The sequence below is a fragment of the Microbacterium sp. NPDC012755 genome, assembly GCF_042901325.1.
In the GTDB taxonomy this organism is placed as follows: Bacteria; Actinomycetota; Actinomycetes; order Actinomycetales; family Microbacteriaceae; genus Microbacterium; species Microbacterium natoriense.
On the sequence record NZ_JBIBCT010000001.1, the window covers coordinates 655,897 to 671,265 of the forward strand.

Consider the following 15,369-nt stretch of genomic DNA (forward strand, 5'->3'; position numbering starts at 1 on the left):
GCGCCAGGGCCGCGACGGTGCCAGGCTGGACGCGTGAAGACGCTGCTGCTCGCCCGCCACGCGAAGTCCGACTGGGGCGTTCCCGGTCTGTCCGACCACGATCGTCCGCTGAACTCCCGCGGTCGCCGCGACGCGCCCGTCATGGCGCGGCGGCTGGTCGACGAGGGCATCCTGCTCGACCGCGTCGTGTCGAGCAGCGCCGTGCGCGCACGGAGCACCGCCGCCGAGTACGCCGCGGCCTTCGAACTCGGCATCATCGAGGAGCCGCTGCTGTACGCGGCATCCGTCCGCTCGATCCTCGCGATCGCGTCAGCGCTGCCCGAGGAGAGCAGCGTCGCGATGCTCGTCGGGCACAACCCCGGCATGAGCGACGCGGTCGCGGAGCTCACGGGCGACGGGGCGGAGCTTCCGACGTGCGCCATCGCGGAGTGCGCCGTCGACGTCGACACGTGGGCCGAGCTCGTCGAGGGCTCCGGTCGCCTGCTGCGCCTGCGCACCCCCCGCGACGGCGACTAGCCCCGCCGTCCCGCGTCCCGCGCCACGACGCCCCGCGAGTGCACGGGATCCCGCCGAACGCACGGGACGTTCACGACCACAGGCCGTGCACTCGTCGACATCACGGGAAGTCGACGCGCAAGAACGCCCGCGCCCGTCACGCGCCGATGTGGTGCACGAGCTCCGCGACGAAGACCTCGGGCTCGTCGAGATGCGGGGCGTGACCGGCATCCGCCAGCGCCACCTCGCGGTAGACGCCGCCCGCACTCGCGTACCGGTCGAGCACGGCCCTGGTCTGCGTGATCATGGGCTGCGGCGGGGCGATGTCGACGCCGGGCCAACCCGGGATCACCCCGAGCAGGCCGAGCTGGTTGAGGTCGAAGAACGAGGCGTCCGAGACGATCGCGTCCTTGTCGCCGTGGATCCACAGGATCGGCGGCTTCACCGCGAGGTCGACGATGCCCGACGCGTCGAAGTGCTGCGGCGCCATCGTGTTGAGCACGCCGCGGGTGCCGGCGGCGAAGCCGGGCCAGTTCTCGGATGCCGCGGCATCTCCGGGGTAGTTGTCGACGCCCGTCCTCGTGGTGAGCATCGAGGCGACCCAGGCGTCTTCGTGGGCCTCCTGCAGCTCGGGCTTCGCGACGTACGCGGTGCGGTAGACCGTGCGCGGCGAGGTCTGCTCGTCTGCGCTCGTATCGCCCGCCTCCAGCCGGGCCACGAAGTCGGGGTTGGCGCCCCCGCCGCCGGTGCCGGCGCCGTCGGCGTCGTTGCGGATGCCGTCACGACCGTGCGTGCCTCCGAAGCCGTAGGGCGACACCGGAGCCTCCAGGGTGAGCGACAGCACGCGCTCAGGGGCGTCCAGCGCGACCTGCATCACGACGCCGCCGCCCATGCTCCAGCCGACGAGATGCACGGCGTCGAGCCCGAGGGCGTCGAGCACCGAGAGCACGTCGTCGGAGAAGTCCCGCAGCCCACGGGTCGCATCGACCGGCTTCGTCTCGCTGTCGCCGAACCCGCGCAGGTCGATCGCCAGGGCGCGCACCCCGTCGGGGAGGGCGAGCATGGTCGGCTGGTAGAACGCGGCCGACGACACGTTGCCGTGCACGAAGACGACCGCCGGCCCCTCGCCCGGCCGCTCGAGAACGTTCGCGACGTAGCGCGGGGTCTTGACGCGGTGGGCCGTGATGCCCTCGAATGCAGTGCTCATGTCGACTCCTTCGTCGGTGGTCTTCGGCTCAGGCGGATCGCGTGGCCAGGGCGGATGCCGCGACGCGGGAGGCCCCGCGGTCGGCGAACAGGATCGTGTAGTGGTTCACGTCGTCGATCTCGACGACCTCCAGCTGGGGCACGAGAGAATGGAAGCCCTCGAGAGCGCCGGGGGCGTACAGCGGTTCGGCATCGGTCAGACCGCGCGGAGCCCGCAGCACCGTGACCGGCATCCGCAGCGATCGGAGCGCCTCGACGTACCACGTGGGTCCGTAGAGCTCCGCGCCGTCCTCGATCATGGCCGCGGCCACGGTCGATGCACGGGTGCCGTCGAGGTCGTAGCGCGCGTAGTCCTCCACGATGTCGGACCAGTCGCGCGAGAAGGCCGGATGCTGTCGCCAGAACCCGAGGTAGGCGTCGGCATCGGCGAAGTCCATCTCCAGCCGTCGCGCGGCAGGACCGAGGAGCGCGGCGATGTCGAGGTCGTCGGCGCTCTCCGCACCGGACGGGAGCGCGAGCGGGAACCCTCCGTCGACCAGCACGAGCCGCTCGACGAGGTCGGGGCGCTGCGCGGCGAGCATCACGACGACGAACGCCCCCATGGAATGCCCGAGGACGATCCGCTGCTCGCCGCCGTCGGCGTCGAGCAGGTCGGCGAGGTCCTCGGCGTGCCGGCGGAGGCCGTAGGGCCCTGGCAGTCGGTTGCTGCGTCCGCGCCCTCGCAGGTCGGGAGCGAGGAGGGTGTGCTCGTCGAGGTGCGCCGCGACGGCTCCCCAGGAGCGGCCGTTCGCGGTGATGCCGTGCACGGCCAGCATCGCCCGCTCGTCGGTCGTGCGCCCGTACGACGTGGTCGCGAGTCCGCTCATCGCGCGCTCCATCCGCCGTCCATCACGTACGACGAACCGGTGACCGACGTCGACGTCGCACCGCACAGCCACAGTGCGAGGTCGGCGACCTCGTCGGGCTCCAGCAGGCGCTTGATCGCGGACTCGACGAGCATCACCTTCTCGATGACCTCGGACTCGGGGATGCCGTGCGCCCTGGCCTGGTCGGCGATCTGCGTCTCGACGAGCGGGGTGCGCACGTAGCCGGGGTTGATGCAGTTGCTGGTCACCCCGTGCTCCGCCCCCTCGAGGGCGGTGACCTTGGACAGCCCCTCCAGCGCATGCTTCGCCGTGACGTACGCCGACTTGAACGCGGAGGCTCGGATGCCGTGCACCGAGCTGATGTTGACGATGCGGCCCCAGCCGCGCTCGTACATGCCGGGGAGCACAGCGCGGGTGAGGAGGAAGGGCGCGGTGACCATGATGTCGAGCATCCGGCGGAACGTCGCCGGATCGAAGTCCACGATCGGGGCGACGGTCTGGATGCCGGCGTTGTTGACGAGGATGTCGGCGTCGAACGACCGCGCTGCGAGTGCGTCGAGGTCGCCGAGGTCGAGCGCGAGCGGCTCTCCCCCGATCTCCGCGGCGACCGCTGCGGCGCCCTCGGCATCCCGGTCGACGACGATCACCCGGGCTCCCGCCGCCGCCAGGGCCGTCGCGCACGCGGCACCGATCCCGCTCGCAGCCCCCGTCACGAGCGCGGTCCTCCCGCCCAGATCGGTGCCGTGCGCGGTCCCCAGCTTCTTCGTCACATGTGCAGAGTAGTTCAGTTCCCTGGGTTAGCGAATGTGCAAAACTGCACAGATGATGGCGCATTTCCCTGCACCGCCGCTGAGCGCTGACGACCTCCTCGTGCTCCTCGCCGTCGCGCGCAGCGGGCGGTTCACCACCGCCGGCCAACGCCTCGGACTCAACCACACCACGATCGCCCGCCGCATCGCCGCACTCGAGGCGCAGCTGGGCGGCCGCGTGCTCTCGCGCGACGGCGGCAGCTGGGAGGTCACGCCGCTCGGGACCCGCGCGCTCGCTGCGGCCGAGGCCGTGGAGCAGGCGCTGGGCGGGCTCGACGACGGCGGCGGTGATCGCATCGAGGGCCTCATCCGTCTCTCGGCGACCGACGGCTTCAGCGGCTTCGTCGCAGCCCCGGCGATGGCGGCGCTGCAGCAGCGGCATCCGGGCATCGCCCTGGAGATCGTCACGGGCACCCGACAGGCCTCGCAGCAGCGCGGTGCCGCCGACCTGGAGGTCGTGGTCGGGCGACCCCAGGTACACAGAGCCAAGGCCGTGCACCTCGCCGACTACGCGCTCGGCCTCTACGCGAGCAGGGACTTCCTCCGCCGGCATCCGACGCCCGCCTCCCCCGACGACCTCGTCGGTCAGCCGCTCGTGTACTTCATCGAGTCGATGCTGCACGTCGACTCGCTCGACGACGCCCGCCGCGTGGTGCCCGGGATGACGGATGCCGTCGCCAGCACCAACGTGTACGTGCACGTCGATGCGACCAGGGGCGGTGCCGGGTTCGGGCTGCTGCCGGTCTTCCTGGCCGATCAGCACGACGATCTCGTGCGCGTGCTGCCGGAGCGGATCGAGCAGCGCCTGCCCTATTGGCTCGTCACACGGCCCGACGCCCTGCAGCAGCGCTCCGTCGCCGCCTTCCTGGAGGCCCTGCACGAGCGCCTCGACGACGTGAGGGGCGTGCTGGTCGGCGAGGCCTGACCCAGCTCCCGCGGCCCGGGGCCCGGGGGCCGGTCAGGCGGGGAGCATGCGGCGGATGCTGGCGGCGCAGGCGGCGAGCGCCGCGTCCAGGGGGAAGTGACCAGCGGCGCAGAGGGTGCCGAGTCCGTGCACGAGACCCCAGATGCCGAGGACGTCTTCGGCATCCGCGAGGCCGGCGGCGATGGATGCCGCCCCGAGGAGCTGTTCGAGCTCGACGATCAGCGGGCCCATCGTCGCGCTGGGCTCCCCCGGGATGCAGACGGTCGGATCGTAGACGACGTCGAAGCCGTGCGGATGCTCCACCGCGAAGCGCAGGTACGCAGAGCCCCCGGCGATCAGCGCCGCGACCGGATCCGGAGCGCCGGCGACGGCGGAGCGGACGGAGTCGACGAGCTCGGCCATGCTGCGCTCGGCGAGCACCTTCAGCAGCCCTCGCCGGTCGGCGAAGTGGTGGTACGGCGCGTTGTGGCTCACGTCCGCGGCACGGGCGACCTCGCGGAGGCTGATCTCCTGCGCCGGCTTCTCGGCGAGCAGCTGCATCGCGGCGCTCTCCAGCGCATGAGCGAGATCGCCGTGGTGATAGCCCGACCGAGAACTTGACACGAGCAACATCCTCTCGTATCTTGACACTGTCCAGCAAGTTGACACTGTCCAGATAGGAGACGCGATGTCCACCGCACTCGTCATCGACGGCCACCCCGACGCCCGATCCCTCACGGCCGAACTCGCCCGCCGCTACGCCGCCGCCCACGGAGACGCCCGCGTGCTCGCGCTGCGCGACCTCGACTTCGACCCGTCGCTGCGCTACGGATACCGGGAGCGCATGACCCTCGAGCCCGATCTCGTCGACGCCAAGCAGGCACTGCACGCGGCGGAGACGATCGTGGTGTTCACCCCGCTGTGGTGGGGGTCCGTCCCCGCGATCCTCAAGGGCTTCTTCGACCGCGCGCTGCTGCCCCAGCAGGAGTACCGCTACACGCGGCTCGGCCTGCCGGAGGGGCTGCTCGACGCCTCGTCCGGGCGACTGTTCCTCCTCGCGGACACCCCGTGGTACCTCGCACCGTTCACCGGGCTCCCCGCGCAGACCCACGTCGCCCGCGGCACGATGCGGTTCTGCGGCATCCGCTCGGTGCGGACGCACCGGATGCTCGGGGTCAAGGACGCGACACCCGCCCGCATCTCCGCCTGGCTCGAGCAGGCCTCAGCCCTCGGCCGCCGCGACGGCGCCCGCGCTGCGGCGCGGGCCCAGGGCACGATCCCGGCGATGACGCCACCCGAACTGGCCGAGAGCACGGCATCCTGACGTCGACACGACGCGCAGAGGGTCACAACTCCTCACGGTTCCGCCGTGCGAGCGCAGAACGGGCCGGATCCGCGAGGATCCGGCCCGTTCTTGAGGAGTTGTGAACCTCTCACCGGCGGGTCGACGAGGCCGGCGCCGAGTTCACGCGAACTCGCCGATCGCACGGCATCCTGACGCACACGACCCGTGCACTCGCCGACTGCATGCGAAGTCGGCACACCTGGGAGGGATGCCGCGTGGCTCAGGCCATCGCGGCCGACGCGGCCTCGTCCTCCGTGGTCGCGACGAGCTGACCGCAGGCGCCGTCGATCTCCTTGCCGCGGGTGTCGCGGAGGGTCGTCGGGATGCCGGCGTCGTTGAGTCGCCGCACGAACTCGTTCTGCACCGAGGGCTCGGACGACGTCCAGATCGAACCGGGCGTCGGGTTCAGCGGGATCGGGTTGACGTGCACCCAGCCGCGACCGCGCTCGTTGAGCTTGTCTGCGAGCAGGTCGGCACGCCACGCGTGGTCGTTCATGTCCTTGATGAGCGCGTACTCGATCGAGACGCGACGACCGGTCTTGGCGTAGTACTCGTACGCGGCGTCGAGCGCCTCGTCGACCTTCCAGCGGGAGTTCACCGGGATGAGCTCGTCGCGCAGGTGGTCGTCGGGCGCGTGCAGCGAGAGCGCGAACGTCACAGGGATGCCCTCGTCGGCGAGCTTCTTGATCGCCGGGACGAGGCCGACCGTCGAGACCGTGATGCCGCGGGCGCTCATGCCCAGGCCGTCGGGCTGCGGCGCGACCATGATGCGCACGGCGTCCATCACCCGCTTGTAGTTCGCGAGCGGCTCCCCCATGCCCATGAAGACGATGTTCGAGACGCGCTCCATCGAGTGGTCGTCGGCCTTCTTGCCGCCGAGGCCGCCCTCGGCGATCAGACGGTTGGCGCGCACGATCTGCTCGATGATCTCGGCGGTCGACATGTTGCGCGTGAGTCCGGCCTGACCGGTGGCGCAGAACGGGCAGTTCATGCCGCATCCGGCCTGGCTCGACACGCACAGCGTGATGCGGCCCGGGTAGCGCATGAGCACCGACTCGACGAGCGCGCCGTCGTGCAGGCGCCACAGGAACTTGATCGTGTCGCCGCGGTCGGTCTCCAGGCGGCGCACCTCGGTGAGCAGCGGCGGCAGCATGCCCGCGACGAGGTCGCCGCGGATACCGGCGGGCAGGTCGGTCATCTGCTCGGCATCCGAGGTGTAGTGGCGGAAGTAGTGGGTCGCCAGCTGCTTCGCGCGGAAGCCGGGGAGCCCCAGCTCCTTGACCTTCTCGACGCGCTCCTCGGGCGTGAGGTCGGCGAGGTGCACAGGCGGCTTGCCGCGCTTGGGGCTCGCGAACTGCAGCAGCGGACGCCCCTCGGCATCCTTCTGCTGGGTCCAGCCCTCGGTCGCGGGGCGCACCTGCGGAGCCTTCGTCTCTCGGATGCCTCCCTGCGGGGACGCGGATGCCGGTCGCGTCTGGCGCGTGCGGGGAGTATCGGTCATGGACTCAAGGGTACGCGGTGGCGGGTGGGAAGGCCCTGGGGCCGCGAGACTCGCCTGCATAGACTGAGCCCGTGGACTCCATCATCGTCGTCATCGTCGTCGCGGCCGTCGTCGTGGTGGGCATCGTCATCGTCGCCGCCGCCCTGCGCGGCATGCGCCCGAAGGAGCCGGAGGCGCAGGTGTACCGCCCCTCGCCGACCACGGCGCGCACGGCCCCCGCGACCTCGTCGATGAGTCCGACGTCGGGCCTCACTCCGCAGGTCGTGGCGGACATCGACCGGCTCGTCGCGTCCGACCAGAAGATCCAGGCGATCAAGCTCTACCGCCAGAGCACCGGCGTCGGCCTGAAGGAGGCGAAGGACCGCATCGACCACTGGTCGATCAGCACCACCGCGCCGCACGCCGCCGCCGTCTCGCACGCGAACGCGACCCGCACCTCGATCACGCCGTCGTCGATCCGCGCCTCTCTGCCCGCGTCGGTCGCGGCGGACATCGACAGGCTCCTCGCCGAGGGCGCGAAGATCACCGCGATCAAGGCTCTCCGCGAGCACACCGGGGTCGGCCTCAAGGAGGCCAAGGACGCGATCGAGGCGTGGACTCCCGGACGGTAACACCGTCAGCTTCATTTGGTATACCAGAAGCATGAGAACCGGACGGATGCTGCAGGCGTTCACGATCGCCGCGGTGACACTGCTCGGCGCGACGGCGTGCACGGCATCCGCTCCGCCGTCCACGACGCACGCCGAAGGATCCGCCATGACCGCCGCCACCCACGACCTCCTCGCCGCCGCCTCCGAGGGGGATGCCGACGCCGTGCAGGCCGCCCTCGATGCGGGAGCCGAGATCGAGGCCCGCGGCGACGGCGGCATGACCGCGCTCGTCGCGGCGACCAAGAAGAACCACGTGGAGGCCGCCCGTGCGCTCATCGACGCCGGCGCCGACGTGAACGCCGCAGACGACATCCAGGACTCGGCCTACCTCTACGCCGGCGCCCGCGGACACGACGAGATCCTGCAGCTGACCCTGGAGAACGGCGCCGACCTGGGGAGCACCAACCGCTTCGGCGGCACGGCGCTCATCCCCGCGTCCGAGCGCGGGCTGCTCCGCACCGTCGAGATCCTGCTCGACGCGGGGGTCGACCCGAACCACGTCAACGACCTGAACTGGACGGCACTGCACGAGGCGATCGTGCTCGGCGACGGCTCTGCGCGCTACGCCGAAGTCGTGCGGGCGCTCATCGACGGCGGCGCCGACGTGTCGATCCGCGACGGCGACGGCGTGCTCCCCCGCGACCTCGCCGCCTCCCGCGGCTACGACGCGATCGTCGCCGAGATCGACCGGTGACCGACCTCAGCGCGTGGGCCTGGGCCACGCTCGGCCTCGCCGCGGTGATCACCGGCCTCTCGAAGGCGGCGATCCCCGGCGGCTCCACCCTGGCCGTCGTGCTGTTCGCCGCCGTGCTGCCCGCACGCACCTCTACGGCGGCGATGCTGCTGCTCTTCATCGTCGGCGACGTCTTCGCGCTGATCGCCTACCGCCGGCACGCGCACTGGCCGACGCTGCTGCGCCTCGCCCCCGCGGTGATCGCCGGCCTCTTCGTCGGCTTCGCGTTCCTCGCGCTGGCCGGCGACGGCCTCGTGCGCAGGGCCGTCGGAGTGATCCTGCTGGTCATGATCGCGATCACGCTGTGGCGCCGTCGGCGGGAGGACCGCCGGGATGCCGTCGCCGCCCCGCGCAGCGGCATCCTGCTCTCATCGACCTACGGCGCGCTCGGCGGCTTCACGACGATGGTCGCGAACGCGGGCGGCCCGGTGATGTCGATGTACTTCCTGGCCACGCGCACCCAGGTGCAGGTGTTCCTCGGCACCTCCGCGTGGTTCTTCGCGATCGTGAACCTCGTGAAAGTGCCGTTCCTCGCGGGTCTCGGACTCTTCACGCCATCCGTGCTGCTGATGGACCTGATCCTCGCGCCGCTGGTCGTGGTCGGCGCGCTGGTCGGACTCCGCATCGCGCGGCGCATTCCGCAGGCGCTGTTCGACCGCCTCGTGATCCTCCTGACGGTCGTCGGCTCCGTGTACCTGCTGTTCTAGCGCGCCCGCTCGAGCACGCGCCTCGCACGCCCCCGCACGCCCGGCACGCGCCGCGCACTCGCACGCCCCGCACGCGCGAGCACTGAGGGGTCACATACGGTCGAGTTCAGCGGCCTGCATCCAACCTTTCCTGACCCCTCAGCACCAGAAACGCGCGTCCGCGCCCGCACGCACTCGCGCGCGAGGCTCAGAGGAAGATGTCGGGGAAGAGACGGTCGTCCGGGGTGCCCGGGACCGCGGCGTATCCCGAGAAGTCGGTGATGCCCTCCGCCTCCAGCACGTCTTCGACCACGAGCGTCTGTCCGGTGTACTCGGCCGCGGGCTTGAGCAGCACCGCGTACGCGGCATCCGCGTAGATGTCGGCCGTGCGGCTGGCGGCCATGACCTTGTCGCCGCCGAGCAGGTTCTGCACCGCGGCGGTGGCGATGGTCGTGCGCGGCCACAGCGTGTTCGCAGCGATGCCGTCGCGGGCGAACTCCGCGGCCAGTCCGAGCGTGACCATCGTCATGCCGAACTTCGCGAGCGTGTAGCCGGTGTGCGCGCCGAGCCACTTGGGCGTCGGGTTCAGGGGCGGCGAGAGGGAGAGGATGTGGGGGTTCGCGGCGTCCTTCAGGACGGGCACCGCCGCACGGGACAGCATGAACGTGCCGCGCACGTTGACGTCCTGCATGAGGTCGTACTTCTTGGCGCTCAGGTCGAGCGAGCGCGACAGGTCGATGACGCTGGCGTTGTTGATGACGATGTCGATGCCGCCGAACTCGCCCTGGGTCTTCAGCACCGCCTCGGTGATGTCGTCGTCGTCGCGCACGTCGCCGACGATCGGCAGCGCCTGGCCGCCCGCGGCGCGGATCTGCTCCGCCGCCGTGTGCACGGTGCCCTCGAGCTTCGGGTGCGGGGTGTCGGTCTTCGCGAGCATCGCGATGTTCGCGCCGTCCGCCGCGGCCTTCAGCGCGATGGCGAGCCCGATGCCGCGGCTGCCGCCCGACATCAGGATGGTCTTTCCTGCCAGTGTGCTCATGTCTCTCCTCGATTCCTGATTCCGGTCGCAGACCCGGTCGAGGTTCCGGAGGAACGTCGACCGGTTTGGCGACCGGCACAGCTCTTCTGGGGGTGTTTACTTCGGCGCCATCCGGATCGCGCCGTCGAGGCGGATCGTCTCGCCGTTGAGGTAGCCGTTCTCGATGATCTGCTGCGCGAGGGCGGCATACTCGTCGGGGCGGCCCAGCCGCGAGGGGAACGGCACCTGCTGGCCGAGCGAGTCCTGCGCGGCCTGCGGCAGGCCCATCAGCATGGGGGTCTCCATGATCCCGGGGGCGATGGTGCAGACGCGGATGCCGTAGCGGGCGAGCTCGCGGGCGACCGGGATGGTCATCGCGTGGACGCCGCCCTTCGACGCCGAGTAGGCGGGCTGGCCGATCTGGCCGTCGAACGCGGCGACGCTCGCGGTGTTGATGATCACGCCGCGGTCTCCGGACTCGGTGGGCTCGTTCTTCGCGATGACCGCGGATGCCTGCGACAGCACGTTGAACGTGCCGACGAGGTTGATGCGGACGACCCGTTCGAAGTCGGCGAGGACGGCGGGGTTACCCTCGCGGTCGAGCACCTTGGCCGGCGGAGCGATGCCCGCGCAGTTCACGACGATGCGCAGCGGCGCAGCGGCCTGCGCGGCGGCGACAGCGGCCTGCACCTCATCGGCGCTCGTGACGTCGGCCGCGACGAACAGCCCGCCGAGCTCCTCCGCCAGCTCCGCGCCCTTCGAGGAGGCGAGGTCGACGATGGTGACGTGGGCGCCGGCCGCGGCGAGACGCCGTGCCGTCGCGAGGCCGAGACCCGAGGCTCCGCCCGTGATGAGCGCGCCCTGTCCGGTGATCTGCATCTGGAGTTCTCCTTCGAACGTCGTTGCAACCGCTGGTGATACGCGGTCTCAGTGTACGTGACTCGTAGTGTCACGGCATCCGTCGTCGGCGTCCTTGCCGAAGCGACCGTGGGTGGTGTGTGCTGGACGCATGGAACTGCGTCGCAAGCGAGCCTACGACACCGCCTCGGCCGACGACGGCTTCCGCGTGCTCGTCGATCGGCTGTGGCCCCGAGGCGTCTCGAAGGAGCGCGCCGCCGTCGACCTGTGGGCGAAGGACGCCGCGCCGAGTCCCGACCTCCGCCGCGACTGGCACGCGGCTCCCGACGACGAGTGGGACGTCTACGCCGACCGGTACCGCGCGCAGCTCGCGCACGAGTCGGCGGAGGCGCTGCGCGATCTCGCCGCCGCTCTGCGCCCGCATCCGGTCGTCACCCTCGTGTACGCGGCGCACGACCCGGTGCACAACCACGCCGTCGTGCTGGAGGAGGCGCTGCGGGCGCAGGGCAGGATGGATGCGTGAGCATCCCCTCCCTCGATCTCCCCGTGCCCGCACGGGTCCGCGAGCTCGCGGGCGGCGCAGGTCTCGAACCGGTGTGGGTGAACGGCATCGGCGGGCTGACCTTCCGCACCGACGACGGCCGCTACATCAAGTGGGGACCGCACGACGCCGAGGCGAGCATGCGGGACGAGGCCGAGCGGATGCGCTGGGCACGCCGGTGGATCACCGTCCCCGAGGTGATCGAGCAGGGGCAGGATGCCGAGCACGAGTGGCTCGTCACGGTGGCGCTCGATGCACGCAGCGCCGTGGATCCCCGCTGGCATGACGATCCGGAACGGGCCGTGCGCGCGGTCGGCGAGGGCCTCCGGATGCTGCACGAGAGCCTTCCCGTCGACGAGTGCCCGTGGGAGTGGAGCGTCGCAGGTCGCATCAGCGGCGCCGCCGCGCGCGGTGTGATCGTGCCGGAGAAGCTGCGGACGCCCCCTCCGGTCGACAGGCTCGTGGTGTGCCACGGCGACGCCTGCATGCCCAACACGCTGCTGGACGATGCGGGCCGCCCCGTCGCGCACGTCGACCTCGCCGCGATCGGAGTCGCCGACCGGTGGGCGGACATCGCCGTCGCCGCGATGAGCACGAAGTGGAACGCCGGCCCGGGCTGGACCGACACCCTCGTTGAGGCGTACGGCGTGGAGCCCGACCGGGAACGGCTCGCCTACTACCGGCGGCTGTGGAACAGGACCTGAGTCACGACGCCCCGCCCGCGCCGATGACGAAGTTCCAGGACCCGGTCGCGACGGCGGCGGCGATCGCGACGAGCGGGATCACCGCACACGCGAGCAGGAGCGCGGTGTCGCGTCGAGTCCACACCGATTCCCGTGCCCACGACCGCGGACCCGTTCCCCCGAATCCCCTGGCCTCCATCGCCGTGGCGAGCGAGGAGCCGCGGCGGATCGCGAGCACGAACAGCGCGAACGCCATGCCGAGGGTGCGGCGGATACGACCCTGATCGGCGACGCCTCGCGCCCTCCTGGCGAGCGCGAGAGCCCGCCAGTCGTCGGCGAGGAGTCCGAGCATCCGCATTCCGGCGAGGGCTCCGACGACGAAGCGCGCGGGCAGCCGGAGCCGCTGCGCCAGATCGTCGGCGAGGTCGGTGGGATCGACCGTGACGAAGAGCACCACGGAGGGCAGGCCGATCGCCAGCACGCGCACCGCGGTGGCGGCGGCGAGCGCGAGCGATCCGTCGCTCACCCTCATCAGCAGCCACTCGAAGTGCACCTCGCCGCTCTGCGCTCCGTACAGGGCGATCGTGACCGCGCTCAGCGGCGCCGCGATCCAGAGCACCGCGGTGCGGGTCCAGAACTCGCGTGCGCCGAGGCCGGCGAGCAGCAGCAGCGGGATCTCCAGGACCAGGGCGACGGATGCCGACACCACGTCGATCGAGAGGATGAGCGGAACCGCGATGAGCAGCGCCGCGGCGAGCTTGGCGAGCGCCGAGCGCGGAGCGATGGGACCGCGGCGCTCGATGCGGGCGGTGAGCGGGTCGATCATGCGCCCACCTCGAGCCTGCGGGCGTGCAGAGCGCGCAGCACGGCCTCATCGTGGCTGATCGCGACGATCGCGGCGCCGTCGTCTCTCAGGCCCGCGATGATCGCGACGAGCTCGGCCCAGGTCGTGGCGTCCTGCCCGAACGTCGGCTCGTCGAGCACGATCATCTGCGGGCGAGTGGCGAGAGCGGCGGCCACCGTGAGACGACGCTTCTCCCCTCCGGACAGCGTGTACGGGTTCGCCTCGGCGAGCGCGGTCAGCCGCAGACGCTCCAGCAGCTCGTCGGCACGTCGGGCGATCTCCGCCTCGTCCAGCCGCAGAGCGCGGGGGCCGACGGCGAGCTCCTCCCGAACGGTCTTCGCGAGGAGCTGGTGCTCGGGGGTCTGCAGCACCGTCGCGATGCGGGTGAGCAGCGCGCGGGACGTCCAGCGGAAGGGGTCGTCTCCCGACCCCGACGACAGCGCCGCCGAGGCGACGACCCGCCCGCTCTCCGCTGGGATGAGACCCGCGAGCGTGAGCCCGAAGGTCGACTTGCCCGCCCCGTTGGGGCCGGTGATGCCGATCGCCTCCCCCGCGTGCACGTCGAGGTCGAAGGGACCGGCGACCGGGATGCCGCGGCTGCGCGCCACAGTCAGGGCGTGCGCCCGCAGCAGGAGCTCACCCGGTCCGTGCGCCGGCGGAGGGGGAACGGCCGGCGGATGACCGGGCACCCAGACCCCGGAGGCGGCGAGCTCGGCGCCGCGCGCGCCGAGCACCTCGTCGGGAGTCCCGTCTGCCAGGACGACGGTGCCTTCGGGCTCCGCGCCGAGCACGATGACCCGGTCGACCAGGGGCAGCCACACGTCGATGCGGTGCTCGATCACGACGAGGGTCGCCCCGGTCGCGTCGAGGGCGGCGGCGACCGCATCCCGCACATCCCGCACCCCCTCGGGGTCGAGGTTGGCGGTCGGCTCGTCGAGCAGGATCGCTCCGGGGCGCATGGCGATCACGCCCGCCAGCGCCAGCCGCTGCTTCTGCCCTCCCGAGAGTGCCGCTGTCGAGCGGTCGAGGGGCACGTCGAGCTCGACGGCATCCATCGCCTCGCGCACCCGCGGCCAGATCTCCTCGCGGGGCACGCCGAGGTTCTCGCATCCGAAGGCGATGTCGTCGCCGACCCTGGCGAGCATGGTCTGCGTGTCGGGGTCCTGCAGCACCATCCCGACGCGGCCCCGGCTCTCCGTCGCGGGAACGCCGTCGACGAGGAGCGCTCCGTGCGTCTCCCCCTCGTCGGCGCCGCCGAGCACGCCACCGAAGCCCTGCAGCAGCGTGGACTTGCCCGAGCCGGAGGCGCCGAGCAGAAGCACCCGCTCCCCCGGCTCGATTCGCAGTTCGACCTCGCGCACGGCCCAGCGCAGCCGGGTGGCGTAGCGCCATCCCCAGCCGCGCGCATCGAGCGCGGCGGGGTTCACCCGGGCGATCACACTCGTGCGGTGACCTCGCGGCCGGCCGCGAACCGGCTCAGGGCGCCGGTGGCGGCGAGTCCGCGGGCGATCAGCCAGGCGCCGAGCCCGGCGATCACCGCACCGGAGATGGTCGTCGAGGAGATGTAGACGGCGGTGAAGAGCGTGTCCGCCCCCGGGTACCAGAGGATGCGGTCGTTGATGCCGCACGCGAGCCCCGCGCCGGCGCCGGCCAGCATCGCGACGGGCAGACGCCAGACGCCGTACAGGAACACGAGGAAGATCAGCTCGGCGCCGATGCCCTGCACGAGTCCGGAGACGATGGTCAGCGGCCCCCACGCGTTGCCGATCAGCGCCGAGATGATCGCGGCGACCAGTTCGGTGTAGAGCGCGGCGCCGGGTTTGCGGACGATCAGCCCGCCGAGGACGCCGGCGATCAGCCACGGACCGGCGAGCAGTCCCTGGACGCCGGGGAGCAGCGCCTCGAGGGCCCCGCTCGGGGTCACGTATCCGACGTTCCAGAGCAGGAAGATCGCCGCGCAGGCGACGGCGACGACGCTGGCCACGACGATGTCGACGACGCGCCACCGCCAGAGCTGGGCGTTGCGCAGGCCTGTGGCCGTGGATGCCGCTTCGGTGCCGGACCGGTGCGTGGACGTACTCATCTGAACTCCTCCCTGCGCCGGCATGATCCGGATCAGGTTCGACGGTCGAAGCGCGATTCGCTCCCTCTCAGCCCGGCTCGCCGGACTCCCGTGGTTGTGCTCTCGATCATACCCAGTGCCGACACTCCGCGCTCCCCTGTTGCGGCA

Annotated in this window: 18 protein-coding genes and 1 riboswitch; of the genes, 8 read left to right on the forward strand and 10 right to left on the reverse strand. The window is 71.5% G+C overall.

Features of this window, described 5'->3' with window-relative positions; all coding sequences use genetic code 11:
* The first annotated feature begins 33 nt into the window (after nucleotides 1-33).
* Entirely contained in the window at nucleotides 34-516 is a 483-nt protein-coding gene (locus ACFY5A_RS03100; protein WP_387231722.1) for a SixA phosphatase family protein, read from the forward strand.
* A 136-nt stretch (nucleotides 517-652) separates the two neighbouring features.
* Here the strand turns inward: ACFY5A_RS03100 and ACFY5A_RS03105 are convergent, their stop codons facing one another.
* The 3 genes from ACFY5A_RS03105 to ACFY5A_RS03115 are packed head-to-tail and all read right to left on the reverse strand — an operon-like array spanning nucleotide 653 to nucleotide 3,337.
* Nucleotides 653-1,702, reverse strand: a complete 1,050-nt coding sequence (locus ACFY5A_RS03105; RefSeq protein ID WP_387231724.1) for an alpha/beta fold hydrolase — start codon at nucleotides 1,700-1,702, stop codon at nucleotides 653-655.
* Nucleotides 1,703-1,730: 28 nt separating this feature from the next.
* Entirely contained in the window at nucleotides 1,731-2,567 is an 837-nt protein-coding gene (locus tag ACFY5A_RS03110; protein ID WP_341941143.1) for an alpha/beta hydrolase, read from the reverse strand.
* Nucleotides 2,564-3,337: a 3-hydroxybutyrate dehydrogenase gene (locus ACFY5A_RS03115; RefSeq protein WP_387231727.1), complete on the reverse strand. Its 774-nt coding sequence runs from the start codon at nucleotides 3,335-3,337 to the stop codon at nucleotides 2,564-2,566. Before ACFY5A_RS03115 ends, ACFY5A_RS03110 begins: the two co-directional genes overlap by 4 nt.
* A gap of 52 nt (nucleotides 3,338-3,389) precedes the next feature.
* On the opposite strand from ACFY5A_RS03115, the gene ACFY5A_RS03120 reads away from it, so the two are divergent.
* The gene (locus ACFY5A_RS03120; protein ID WP_223585757.1) at nucleotides 3,390-4,301 is read left to right on the forward strand and encodes a LysR family transcriptional regulator; all 912 of its coding nucleotides are present in this window, start codon (nucleotides 3,390-3,392) and stop codon (nucleotides 4,299-4,301) included.
* Between the two features lie 33 nt (nucleotides 4,302-4,334).
* Here the strand turns inward: ACFY5A_RS03120 and ACFY5A_RS03125 are convergent, their stop codons facing one another.
* Nucleotides 4,335-4,913, reverse strand: a complete 579-nt coding sequence (locus ACFY5A_RS03125; protein WP_387231729.1) for a TetR/AcrR family transcriptional regulator — start codon at nucleotides 4,911-4,913, stop codon at nucleotides 4,335-4,337.
* Between the two features lie 55 nt (nucleotides 4,914-4,968).
* On the opposite strand from ACFY5A_RS03125, the gene ACFY5A_RS03130 reads away from it, so the two are divergent.
* Nucleotides 4,969-5,604, forward strand: coding sequence for an NAD(P)H-dependent oxidoreductase (locus ACFY5A_RS03130; RefSeq protein WP_387231731.1), 636 nt, complete (start codon nucleotides 4,969-4,971; stop codon nucleotides 5,602-5,604).
* 241 nt (nucleotides 5,605-5,845) lie between these two features.
* Here ACFY5A_RS03130 and rlmN read toward each other — a convergent pair whose 3' ends face one another.
* Nucleotides 5,846-7,126: a 23S rRNA (adenine(2503)-C(2))-methyltransferase RlmN gene (gene rlmN / locus ACFY5A_RS03135; RefSeq protein ID WP_105674225.1), complete on the reverse strand. Its 1,281-nt coding sequence runs from the start codon at nucleotides 7,124-7,126 to the stop codon at nucleotides 5,846-5,848.
* Nucleotides 7,127-7,197: 71 nt separating this feature from the next.
* Between rlmN and ACFY5A_RS03140 the strand changes: the two genes are divergently transcribed.
* The 3 genes from ACFY5A_RS03140 to ACFY5A_RS03150 are packed head-to-tail and all read left to right on the forward strand — an operon-like array spanning nucleotide 7,198 to nucleotide 9,216.
* Nucleotides 7,198-7,737 (forward strand): ribosomal protein L7/L12, encoded by a 540-nt coding sequence (locus ACFY5A_RS03140; protein WP_387231733.1) that lies wholly within the window; start codon nucleotides 7,198-7,200, stop codon nucleotides 7,735-7,737.
* A 31-nt stretch (nucleotides 7,738-7,768) separates the two neighbouring features.
* On the forward strand, nucleotides 7,769-8,470 hold the full coding sequence (locus ACFY5A_RS03145; protein ID WP_223585753.1) for an ankyrin repeat domain-containing protein: 702 nt from the start codon (nucleotides 7,769-7,771) through the stop codon (nucleotides 8,468-8,470).
* Nucleotides 8,467-9,216: a sulfite exporter TauE/SafE family protein gene (locus tag ACFY5A_RS03150; protein WP_387231735.1), complete on the forward strand. Its 750-nt coding sequence runs from the start codon at nucleotides 8,467-8,469 to the stop codon at nucleotides 9,214-9,216. Before ACFY5A_RS03145 ends, ACFY5A_RS03150 begins: the two co-directional genes overlap by 4 nt.
* A gap of 187 nt (nucleotides 9,217-9,403) precedes the next feature.
* Here the strand turns inward: ACFY5A_RS03150 and ACFY5A_RS03155 are convergent, their stop codons facing one another.
* Nucleotides 9,404-10,234 carry an NAD(P)-dependent oxidoreductase gene (locus ACFY5A_RS03155; protein ID WP_341941138.1) on the reverse strand — a complete coding sequence of 277 codons (831 nt, stop codon included), beginning with the start codon at nucleotides 10,232-10,234 and terminating at the stop codon, nucleotides 9,404-9,406.
* A 96-nt stretch (nucleotides 10,235-10,330) separates the two neighbouring features.
* On the reverse strand, nucleotides 10,331-11,092 hold the full coding sequence (locus ACFY5A_RS03160; protein ID WP_386950397.1) for an SDR family NAD(P)-dependent oxidoreductase: 762 nt from the start codon (nucleotides 11,090-11,092) through the stop codon (nucleotides 10,331-10,333).
* A 130-nt stretch (nucleotides 11,093-11,222) separates the two neighbouring features.
* On the opposite strand from ACFY5A_RS03160, the gene ACFY5A_RS03165 reads away from it, so the two are divergent.
* Together ACFY5A_RS03165 and ACFY5A_RS03170 are read left to right on the forward strand one after the other, a co-directional pair.
* Nucleotides 11,223-11,594, forward strand: a complete 372-nt coding sequence (locus ACFY5A_RS03165) for a DUF488 domain-containing protein (RefSeq protein WP_387231737.1) — start codon at nucleotides 11,223-11,225, stop codon at nucleotides 11,592-11,594.
* Nucleotides 11,591-12,316 (forward strand): phosphotransferase, encoded by a 726-nt coding sequence (locus ACFY5A_RS03170; protein ID WP_387231739.1) that lies wholly within the window; start codon nucleotides 11,591-11,593, stop codon nucleotides 12,314-12,316. The genes ACFY5A_RS03165 and ACFY5A_RS03170 overlap by 4 nt, the downstream gene beginning before the upstream one ends.
* A gap of 1 nt (nucleotide 12,317) precedes the next feature.
* Here ACFY5A_RS03170 and ACFY5A_RS03175 read toward each other — a convergent pair whose 3' ends face one another.
* From ACFY5A_RS03175 to ACFY5A_RS03185, 3 genes are all read right to left on the reverse strand, one after another.
* Complete coding sequence (locus ACFY5A_RS03175) at nucleotides 12,318-13,121, reverse strand: energy-coupling factor transporter transmembrane protein EcfT (RefSeq protein WP_105674237.1); 804 nt, start codon at nucleotides 13,119-13,121, stop codon at nucleotides 12,318-12,320.
* Complete coding sequence (locus ACFY5A_RS03180; RefSeq protein ID WP_387231741.1) at nucleotides 13,118-14,578, reverse strand: ABC transporter ATP-binding protein; 1,461 nt, start codon at nucleotides 14,576-14,578, stop codon at nucleotides 13,118-13,120. Before ACFY5A_RS03180 ends, ACFY5A_RS03175 begins: the two co-directional genes overlap by 4 nt.
* Complete coding sequence (locus ACFY5A_RS03185; protein ID WP_387231743.1) at nucleotides 14,575-15,222, reverse strand: ECF transporter S component; 648 nt, start codon at nucleotides 15,220-15,222, stop codon at nucleotides 14,575-14,577. The genes ACFY5A_RS03180 and ACFY5A_RS03185 overlap by 4 nt, the downstream gene beginning before the upstream one ends.
* Nucleotides 15,213-15,324: riboswitch (TPP riboswitch) on the reverse strand. Its footprint overlaps the gene before it by 10 nt.
* Nucleotides 15,325-15,369: the final 45 nt, after the last annotated feature.